9 protein-coding genes and 1 riboswitch are annotated in these 9,797 nt (G+C 36.7%); of the genes, 1 reads left to right on the forward strand and 8 read right to left on the reverse strand.

Annotated features, from left to right (window positions below; translation table 11 throughout):
* Positions 1-643: DUF2268 domain-containing protein (locus tag V7112_RS07370; protein ID WP_335417264.1), on the forward strand; the 643-nt coding region annotated here is incomplete at its 5' end.
* Between the two features lie 587 nt (positions 644-1,230).
* On the opposite strand, the gene V7112_RS07375 is transcribed toward V7112_RS07370, so the two are convergent.
* The 8 genes from V7112_RS07375 to V7112_RS07410 all read right to left on the reverse strand — a co-directional run bounded on the left by V7112_RS07375 (position 1,231) and on the right by V7112_RS07410 (position 9,485).
* Positions 1,231-2,109, reverse strand: coding sequence for an NAD-dependent epimerase/dehydratase family protein (locus tag V7112_RS07375; RefSeq protein WP_335417266.1), 879 nt, complete (start codon positions 2,107-2,109; stop codon positions 1,231-1,233).
* Positions 2,110-2,368: 259 nt separating this feature from the next.
* Entirely contained in the window at positions 2,369-3,106 is a 738-nt protein-coding gene (locus V7112_RS07380; protein WP_335417268.1) for an amino acid ABC transporter ATP-binding protein, read from the reverse strand.
* Positions 3,107-3,121: 15 nt separating this feature from the next.
* Complete coding sequence (locus tag V7112_RS07385; protein ID WP_335417270.1) at positions 3,122-3,868, reverse strand: amino acid ABC transporter permease; 747 nt, start codon at positions 3,866-3,868, stop codon at positions 3,122-3,124.
* Positions 3,869-3,933: 65 nt separating this feature from the next.
* Positions 3,934-4,770 (reverse strand): transporter substrate-binding domain-containing protein, encoded by an 837-nt coding sequence (locus V7112_RS07390; protein WP_335417272.1) that lies wholly within the window; start codon positions 4,768-4,770, stop codon positions 3,934-3,936.
* Between the two features lie 103 nt (positions 4,771-4,873).
* Positions 4,874-5,054: riboswitch (Lysine riboswitch) on the reverse strand.
* Positions 5,055-5,203: 149 nt separating this feature from the next.
* Positions 5,204-5,755, reverse strand: a complete 552-nt coding sequence (locus V7112_RS07395) for a hypothetical protein (protein WP_335417273.1) — start codon at positions 5,753-5,755, stop codon at positions 5,204-5,206.
* A gap of 305 nt (positions 5,756-6,060) precedes the next feature.
* Positions 6,061-6,906, reverse strand: a complete 846-nt coding sequence (locus V7112_RS07400; RefSeq protein ID WP_335417275.1) for a DUF2935 domain-containing protein — start codon at positions 6,904-6,906, stop codon at positions 6,061-6,063.
* A 125-nt stretch (positions 6,907-7,031) separates the two neighbouring features.
* Positions 7,032-8,258, reverse strand: coding sequence for an amidohydrolase (locus tag V7112_RS07405; protein WP_335417454.1), 1,227 nt, complete (start codon positions 8,256-8,258; stop codon positions 7,032-7,034).
* A gap of 63 nt (positions 8,259-8,321) precedes the next feature.
* The gene (locus V7112_RS07410; RefSeq protein ID WP_335417279.1) at positions 8,322-9,485 is read right to left on the reverse strand and encodes an ankyrin repeat domain-containing protein; all 1,164 of its coding nucleotides are present in this window, start codon (positions 9,483-9,485) and stop codon (positions 8,322-8,324) included.
* Positions 9,486-9,797 lie beyond the last annotated feature (312 nt).

Here is a 9,797-nt window from a genome sequence, read left to right on the forward strand (position 1 = left end):
ATTTGTTTATTCTCTAATTAATAATCAAGATGAAATAAATAAAATAATTGAACAAGCCTTGATTAAATCATCTAATACCCTTCCAGGCGGGAATAAGACTGTTTATTTATTTCCTCCTAATCCGGATGACATGTATGATATCAATCTAATGGGTGGAACTGCTGCGATAGCAGTTAAGGATGTAATCATAATACAGATTGATCCATCTTCATTTAATTTGGATTTGTTGGAGTATAGTGTTGCACATGAATATCATCATACTATTTATATGGAGGGCGGAAATGTAAACTGGAAGAACACTGTATTAGATTCAATAATTCTCGAAGGTAAAGCGGACACTTTTGCCAAAAGTCTTTACCCCGATATTAATATACCGTGGATTGAACCACTTTCAGCCCAAACAGAAAAAGAGGTGTGGGAAAATTTAGAAGATGATTTATGGTCAATCGACTCATTAATAAAAAACGATTATTTTGGAAATCCAAACAAAGGAATCCCCCATTGGACCAACTACAAGATTGGATACCAAATAGTGAATTCCTTTTTAGAAAAGAATCCCACCACCCCGGTCAGAGACTGGACACTATTATCTGCGGAGGAGATTTTTTCAAATAGTAAATATGGAGATAGTATTTCAAAATAAAAGTTTATTTAGGTTCTTGCAAAGGAAGAGACATTCTGACTTTGCTTTTTTGTTTTGCATTTTCTGTCTACTTAATTATAAAGCTGTTTTTTTCTTCTTCTATCCTGCCCCGATAGTTGAATAACATCTCTCATTATTTTAAAAGAAATATCCATAAAATCTATTTTATAAATAAGAAATTGGTAAAAGACTTGGCACCGTTTTAACATATGAATTAGCAAAGGTACACAAACTTCTGTCACCTTTATAAGAGAGGTGCGAATTAGGGTACTATTTTACTCATAATTACCTTAATTATCCCATTATACCATTAAAAAGAGGCAGTCAAATTCATATGCGAATTCGACTGCTAATTAATGTTTTATTTAACTTTTTGTACTCGAAAACAGAACCCGTTACTGTTCCCCAGTCCTTTTACACTTTAGTTAATTGTGGATCAGGACCTATATTCGTGATATATAATCGCAGATATATTGTAAATCTTCAAAAGCAGCTGAAGTTATATGTTATACATCTAAAATAACAATGTAAATATACACGTTTATTTACAGCACAAAGACTTTGGTTAAGCACCTACATAGTAATGCTTATTTAGCGATCGCTTCTATTAATGGTTTTAACCAATCATGTAAGTCAGTAAATTCAAAGCCTTGCTTTGTTGCTTTTTCATTTGTCATATACCATGAATCTTCAACTGCATATGGAGACATTATTTCCTGGTTTTCCGTAATAGAGATGTTTGCTGTTTTGCCTGTAGCCTCTTCGACAAGATTGATTAAATCAGACAAAGAAATTTTTCCGTTTGCAGTTGCATTATACGGACCTTCTACTTCTTTAGTTACGCCTGCCCATTTTAAAAATTCTGCAGCTTCGGTAGCTTGAATGAATGACATTTCTGCGTTCATATTGACAAAACAAATTGGCTCTCCTTTTGATACTCGATTGACATAAAAATGTAAACGGTTAGTATAATCATCCTCTCCCATAACGATAGGAAAACGCACTGCAACTACCGGAAACGTTGCGTATTTAAAGAAAACAGCTTCAGCCTGACGTTTTCCTTCTCCGTAGATGAAATCTTTGTTGTCTCCCATCTTGATTTCATATGTATACGGGTCAAAATCACTCTCACTTTTCACCTTCCCATCCAACGTGTAAGTGGAAAGGGTCGAAGTGAATACTAGTTTACCAATTTTCCCATTGAAAATTTCACAGAATGTATATGCAGCGTTTGGAGAATAACAAATATTATCATAAACAATGTCAAAAGTTCTACCCTCGACTTTTTCCAAAAGTTCCTCTTTATTTTCACGGTCTGCGATTATATGCTCAACTTGTTCACCAAATGGATTACCTGACACACCGCGAGTGATAATTGAAACATTATGCCCATCTTTAAGTAACAACTCTACTAACTTCCGACCAAAAAAACGTGTGCCACCAAATACTAAAATATTTTTTTTCATACAATTCTCTCCTCTACTGATCACTTTGCCATTAAAATGAAACCTACAACTACTTTATTTCTGCATTCTCATATCAATTCCTTTTAAAAAATACCACAAAATGAATGGGGCTGTCCGAAAGGGTCTAATCGTGGAACAAAAAAAAATTATAAACGAAATTAGACCAATCTCATCATGGAGATTGGCCTTTTATCAAATCCCAACCCCCAGTACTTCAACGCTTAAGTACACTGGGGGTCAGGCCCTTTAATTTTCATTATTAGTGTACTAAAGTTCGTTTCAGAAATTCTCTAGTACGACTCTGCGTTGGATTAATGAAAATCTGCTCAGGACTTCCTTCTTCCGCAATAACTCCCTTGTCCATAAATACGACGCGATCAGATACTTCTTTTGCGAATTCCATTTCGTGCGTTACGATCAACATTGTAAGACCAGAATCAGCGAGTTCCTTCATGACTTTTAGAACTTCTCCTACCATTTCTGGATCAAGCGCTGATGTTGGCTCATCAAATAGCATCACATCTGGTTCCATGGAAAGTGCCCTTGCAATCGCGACGCGTTGCTTTTGCCCACCGGATAATTGCTTTGGTTTGGCATTAATATATTTGTCCATGCCAACAACCTTCAAGTATTTCATCGCTACTTTCTCGGCTTCTTCCTTGGAGCGTTTCAGTACCTTTACTTGTCCCACTACACAATTGCTAAGGACATTATGATTATTAAACAAGTTAAATTGTTGGAAAACCATCCCTAAATGTCTCCGATAGGTAGCGACATCATGCATGTCATCCAATATATTTTCACCCTGATAGATAATTTGTCCGCCGCTTGGTCTTTCTAATAGATTAATACAACGAAGAAGAGTTGATTTACCAGATCCAGAGGAACCGATGATGGAGACTACTTCTCCTTTATTCACTGAGAAATCAATATCTTTTAAAACTTCATGAGTTCCGAAGGATTTGCTTAAATGTTGAATATCTATAATCTTTTCCATTTTTATCTCCTCCTTCTATTGCTCTTGATTTACTTGTATTGGTCTATCGTTCCCAATCATCGTATAGTTATCAGAGCCATCTAATTTTTTTTCAAAATATAGAAGTATTCTTGTCACAATGAAGGTCATTACAAAATAAATCATACATGCTACGAAAAATGATTCAAAATATCTAAAATTATTTCCTGAAATCGATTTTGTCACGAAATATAATTCTGTCACTGAAATCACGTTCAGAACGGACGTATCTTTAATATTAATGACAAATTGATTGCCAGTTGCAGGCAGAATATTACGAATAACCTGTGGCAATACAACATTCCACATCGTTTGGAAATGATTCATTCCAATCGCATGTGCTGCTTCAAACTGTCCTTTATCAATCGAAACAATTCCACCACGAACATACTCAGCCATATATGCTCCTGTATTAATCGATACAACAATAATCGCTGCAACAAACACATTCATATCTATGCCAAATGCTAATGCAGAACCATAATAAATAACCATCGCTTGTACAATCATCGGTGTTCCACGGAAGAATTCAATATAGATTGAAAGGATTACATTAATCACTTTTAAAAATATCTTGTTCACTCCACGTTCAGGCATTGGAATTGTGCGAACCACTCCAGCTAACAATCCGATTATTGCCCCAAAGACCGTCCCAATCAAAGCAATCAAAAGTGTTACACCAGCACCACGAAGGAACATTGGCCAGTTTTCTGTGATTATTCGAATGACCCACTCAAAACTCATCTTTTTTCCTCCTTTACTCTTTAAAACCGACTGTAGTTTGATAAACAGTCGGTTTGAAGTAACTTTTATTGTGCTGCTGGTTGATTTTTAATTGCTGAATCCATAATGCTTGTACGTTCCTCTTCTGAAATACCTGCTAAAGCTTCATTGATTTTATCTGTTAATTCACTGCCCTTTTTAAGTCCGACAGCAATTGCTGTATCATCTTCTGAAGTTGTAAAGCCTTCTTCAAACTCAACCATGACAAAGTTCTCATTTGCAGATGAAGCACTAATTCCTTCAGGACGCTCTGAAATGTATCCATCAATTATTCCTGATTCAAGAGCAACTCTCATTGCCGGGAAGTTGTCCATCGCCGTTTTCTTATCTACACCTTCTATTTGATCAATCACTGAATAGTGGAAGGTATTTAATTGAGCTGTAATTTTTGCTCCCTTGAAATCTTGAATAGAAGTGGCATTTTCAAATTTGCTGCCTTTCTTCACGACCATTACTAGATTTGATGTGTAGTAATTATCTGAAAAATCGATTGCTTCTTTACGTTCTGCAGTCGGTGACATACCAGCTAAAATTGCATCAATTTTCCCAGATGTTAATGCTGGTACAAGGCCATCCCACTCTGTTTTAACAATCACTAATTCTTTTCCTAATCCTTCAGCTACTTTTTTCGCAATTTCTACATCATATCCACCTGCATACTCTGCAGATCCATCGATTTTTACTGCACCGTTGGAATCGTCGTTTTGAGTCCAGTTGAATGGCGCATATCCTGCTTCAAGGCCGACCTTAAATGTATTATCCTCTGATGAACCGGAATTAGAACTATTACTTGTCCCACATCCTGCTAATAATAAAATGCTTGAAATCAGTAAAACTATGAATAATGATAACTTGTTTCTCATAATGAATTTCCTCCTATTTTTTGATAATTTTCGACATAAAAAAAGCGACCTGAGATGTACTCAAGTCGCTGTATAGCTGCCCTAAAGTCCTCTCTTTTATCCCAAATGAGATAGCACAACTCAATAAACTGGGGGTTTATTGAGACAGTCCTGCAGCTCTTAACTACAGACCCAGCATGTAATACTGAGAATATTACAAACTTCGGCGACATTTCCTTCTCCTTAGCATCACTGCTTCTCAAGCTCCACTAAAGACTGTTAAATACCGCGCCTCTACCTCACTATTAAAAAGTGAGGTCTTATTCAATTATTTTTTATACTACAATAATACCTAACTATTAGTCAACCCTTTCATTTTAGCAATATCTAGTAATCCACTGTTTTCAACATCTCACATCAACAAAGACGGCGTTTATTGAATTTTAAAGACAACTTATTTAAAAGAGGTGCCAGATTTTTTGATAGATGTTAAGAAAAGTTTTGCAGTTTTCCTCCCCAAAACCACCCAAAGCCAGCTATAAAAAACGGAAAATAGTAAGATGAGAATAACTATTTTTTCATCAAATTCTCCTGTAACAGATGGGCCTAAAACAGGAAAATGAAATACATACAACAAAGCCATAATTCCTATTGCTAATGCAATGCCACCAAATAAAGTAATTGCGAGTCGGCTTTTCCATATCCTAAATGCTATCCCCAAGCTAATCCCTAATAAACCTGTAGTAAAAGGAAAAACAAACAACTCAGAAGGCTGAAAAATCATGAGTAGTAAAATCGTTATTACATAAGACATGATCCCAATCCTGATTGACATCATTGAGGACAGGAGAATTGGAAGAGTTGTTAACATACTGAAGACATAACCAAATCCTCCAAATACGCCTGCAGACTGAAAAATGGCTGCAAATGCAGCCAAAAATGCTCCAAACACAAGTTTGCTGGTTTTAGAAAATATTCGAAATTGAGGCTGCTCGTTTGCATTCATTAAAACCACCCCCTGTAAAAGTAAATGCCCAGGTGTTCAAAAATATGAAGGTGTTTTATTTAACAGGTTGTTGATTCTTGAAATAAGACTGTGAATTTGCAAAGAGTCATAATCGAATTCATGTCCGGACAATTTTTGCATATAAACGTTGGGGTAGTGATTAACGGTTAAAAAAGCAAGTGAAATCCAGGAATGAATATAATGAGTTAAAACAAAAAAGGTTGGACAGAATCCAACCTTTTATTATCATGTTTCATCTAAACTCGTTACACGTTGCAATCACAATCTATATTCTTAAACTAAGATTATCTTGGTTGTGAGCTACCTCCTGTAAGGTGAGCGTCAAACATATCAATGATTTCTAGGAATCTATCAGCTTCGCGGAAAACATGGTCTGCTAAAAGGGGATGGATGATGCTCTTTATTTTACATTGCTCAATTAAATCTCTGGCTGTTTTCTTGAAATCCCTAAGAGATGAGACTGACACCCGATTTTGGTCAAGGAATTGATCTAAAAGGGGAGCAGTTTGAGATTGCGGTTTCATAGATTCTAAATCCCTTGCTTGATACAGCAATTGATCAAAATCATTGCTGAAATTCCGTGCCAAATCTACCAGCTTCCTTTCGGACGGGTCAAGGAGATGACCAATAAATTTGGCATGGTCTGCCATTATCCTTAAGAAGAAAACATTCTCTTTAATAATGGCATCAGGAAGCGATTTTAATTTTCCTTCATTTAATTCTATTAATCGTTTTCGAAAATAATTTGCCTCCCTACTCGTATGGTCAACTAACAGCGGGAAATTATTTGCCCCTGGCAATTTACAGGTGAGTATTAATCCTAATATTTTCCGTTTAAAGGCGAAAATATTGGCTGCAGCTTGTTGTACTTCTGAATTAAATCTTCTTATTTGTTCCGGGTCAGTTTGATTATTAAAAAAATGTGCAGTTTGTTCGATGTGTTCAAATAATCGATAAAACTGATTTGCCTCCTGTATTAGTTGGGTGTCCTCTGCTCTAAAACCTAATCGAAGAAATAAAGAATGCTCTTTCATGATTCTAGCCCAGAAACGAATTTCATTTAAGGAACGTTCAACAAACAATCCAGATGTTACACCTGTATCCGCATGCAAGGCACCTTCCCTATTCACCCCAAAAACCTCCCAATAAAGCTTTATTTGTTCTATTTGTATTTACAGGAGCACTAAAATATACCTAACCAAAAGTCCATCCTTTGCTTTTCATGCAATTATTATTTTATTAAACAAACTAATTTCTACTTCTTTTCCAATGAACCCGAAGAAAATACACCTTTATGAAGTACAGCAGCGCGTTTTGGCAGACGTGCTACAGCTTCCGCTGAACAGCTTGCCGGAACGAGGATTGCCGTTGCTTCGTCACCAACCTTCGGCCAAATTTGAGCCCCAGTTTGATCTAATGGTGTAATTCCCCCTGTTGCGAGAGACATGGCACGGGATAAATTATATTCATTACTCCATCCATATAATTGGGCTGCAAGATGTGCTTTCTGAAGTATATCCCCTAACCCAAACGGTGACCAATGGTCTGTAATACTATCATTTCCAAGCAGGACTTCTACTCCTTGCTTTTTGAGTAATGGAATTGGCATAACAATTTTACCAATCGGTACAGAGGAGGCAATTGAGATACCAAGTGAAGCAAGGCGGTTTGTAAGTTCAATTCCTGCTTCCTCCGATAATGAAGCAAGTGAGAATGCATGGCTAATTGTAACCTTCCCCTTTAGTCCTGCCTCCTCTGTGAAATCAGCCAATCTATTAATCGCTCTTACACCCACTTCCCCGCCTTCATGGAGATGAATATCAATGCCCACATTATAGTCAACTGCGATTTGAACCATTGTTTCCAAAGACTTCTCCATATTTCCGTCAACAATGGTCGGGTCAAGACCTCCTACATGTGTTACTCCAAGCTGCATGGCATCTCTTAACAATCCTTCTACATTTGAACGAAGCAATCCATGCTGTGGAAAAGCTACTATTTCGTATGAAATTTTATCTGAATAATTTTCTAGTGCAATCTTTAATTTTTCTAGATTTTTCAAACCAACTGTTTGATCAATATTACAATGACTGCGAACAAAGGTTGAGCCGTAGCTAAGGATTAGTTCAATCAGTTTTTCCGCTCGTTCCTGGGCTGTTGGAAGTAACTTCGGAAGTAATTCTTCCTCTAAAGCAATCATGTCAAAGATTGTTTTCCGATTTGCCCCCGCTCTCCATGGACCTCCAAAATAGGTTTTATCTAGATGGATATGCATATCCTTAAGCCCGGGGAGAAGCAGCAGACCTTTCGCATCATAAATATCAATATCTCTTCTATAAGGTTCATATATCCCTTGAATTTTCGTAATTACACCATTCTCAATTTGGATATTTTGCAACTCTGTTTCAGTTTCAACAACCTGACCATCTTCATATATATATCCACTTTCTAGTCGAACATTTAAGAGTAGGCAGGAGTTCATTTTATGTAGTTTTTCTTCGAAAATATTTTTATCTTCCAATTGGGTACTCTCCTTTGTCTGAATCTATTTTTTTCCTAACAATTTTAGTGATTGTTCCTTGTGCAAGTGGTACAAGGGATTGGTTGGATCATATTTAATTGCATTCTCAATTGCTTCAACCGCATCCTTATGTCTTCCGAGTGACCTAAGGCTATTAGCTTTGTGAAAGGAGAAATCGTATCGATGCGGCTGGAGCGCCAAAAGCTTGTCCATCTCGGCGACGGCTTCCTCATGCCTGCCAAGTTCTCTTAAATAATTTGATTTATGGTACCGGTAAAAGGTTTCATTTGGATCAAGTTCACAAGCCTTATTATATTCAGCAAGTGCATCATCTGATTTCTTCATGAGTCGCAAGCAATTGGCCGTATAGAAATAAAAATCTAAGTCGTTTGCATCTATAGCTAGGGCCCTCTCAAATTGTGTTAGTGCCTCATCATACCTCTTTGCTTCTTGTAAAAAATACCCTTTGTAAAAATACAAATCTAAGTTCTCTAAGTCACTTTCAAGTCCATGATTCATAGTTTTAATAGCCTCTTCGTATCTATCTTCTTTGTAAAATGATTTTGCTTTTTTGATAATATTACTTTCTGCATATGCCCTGTTTAAGATTTTAACAACCTTTGGCTGATTGAGTTCTACTGCATGCTGAAGTGCAGACTTACCATCTCTATCTGGCAAGTTTACATCTGCTCCCGCTTCAACAAGAAGTTGGATTACTTCAGAATACAAACGGCCTCCATTTCCTAAAATAACTGCTTCTAATAAAGCGGACCAGCCTAGATCATTCACATGATTGACTGGGACCCCTGCATCTAAACAAAGTTGAACCGTCTTCAGATACCCTTTTTCACTGGAAGGTAGTAATGCCGTACCCCCAAATCGATTTACACTGTTAAGATCAGCGCCATATTTCAGCATCAAGCTTAAAATTTCGTGAAATCCGTTTGCACCCGCACAAATGAATGGAGTTAGCTGGGTAATATCTCTTGTATTAACATCACTTCCAGCTTCTAATAACAACTGAACAACTGCAACTTGATTATTTTGTGTAGCTGCCATTAAAGCTGTTCTACCACTCTTATCCTTATAATGAACGCTCGCTCCTTCTTGCAGAAGTCGCTTTACATTCTCCAATGCTCCATTTTCACTTGAAATAATAAGGTCCTTATGTAAGATTTTGTTTTGCATCGTACTAACTCCCTCAGTAACTTAATTGATAGTTCCACTGTAGGCATTTTTCTCCTACACATTGTAGTAAACATTTATAATTATACGATAATGTTAATCAGTAATTGAGTCTATCTAATTTTTCTTCAAGGAAAAGAAAAAACTGCCCTCCATTTCCAATGGTTTTTGAGGACAGTTTTTTGACCAAATTTTCCTAAAACAGATGGCCGAGAAGACCATAGGCAAAAATACGGAAATAAGTCCGAATACGTGTGTCATTCGGACAAAGAAGGAGAAAAATAGTGTGATAGAGTTCAAATCTACGATTCATTC

The sequence above is a fragment of the Bacillus sp. JJ1566 genome, from assembly GCF_036962685.1.
In the GTDB taxonomy this organism is placed as follows: Bacteria; Bacillota; Bacilli; order Bacillales; family Bacillaceae_L; genus Ferdinandcohnia.

Excerpts from the sequence above, each read along its gene's own strand:
- V7112_RS07375 (WP_335417266.1), bottom strand. The coding sequence starts at position 2,109 with ATGAAAAAAAATATTTTAGTATTTGGTGGCACACGTTTTTTTGGTCGG.
- V7112_RS07385 (WP_335417270.1), bottom strand. The coding sequence starts at position 3,868 with ATGAGTTTTGAGTGGGTCATTCGAATAATCACAGAAAACTGGCCAATG.
- V7112_RS07410 (WP_335417279.1), bottom strand. The coding sequence starts at position 9,485 with ATGCAAAACAAAATCTTACATAAGGACCTTATTATTTCAAGTGAAAAT.
- V7112_RS07390 (WP_335417272.1), bottom strand. The coding sequence starts at position 4,770 with ATGAGAAACAAGTTATCATTATTCATAGTTTTACTGATTTCAAGCATT.
- V7112_RS07395 (WP_335417273.1), bottom strand. The coding sequence starts at position 5,755 with ATGAATGCAAACGAGCAGCCTCAATTTCGAATATTTTCTAAAACCAGC.
- V7112_RS07380 (WP_335417268.1), bottom strand. The coding sequence starts at position 3,106 with ATGGAAAAGATTATAGATATTCAACATTTAAGCAAATCCTTCGGAACT.
- V7112_RS07405 (WP_335417454.1), bottom strand. The coding sequence starts at position 8,258 with ATGAACTCCTGCCTACTCTTAAATGTTCGACTAGAAAGTGGATATATA.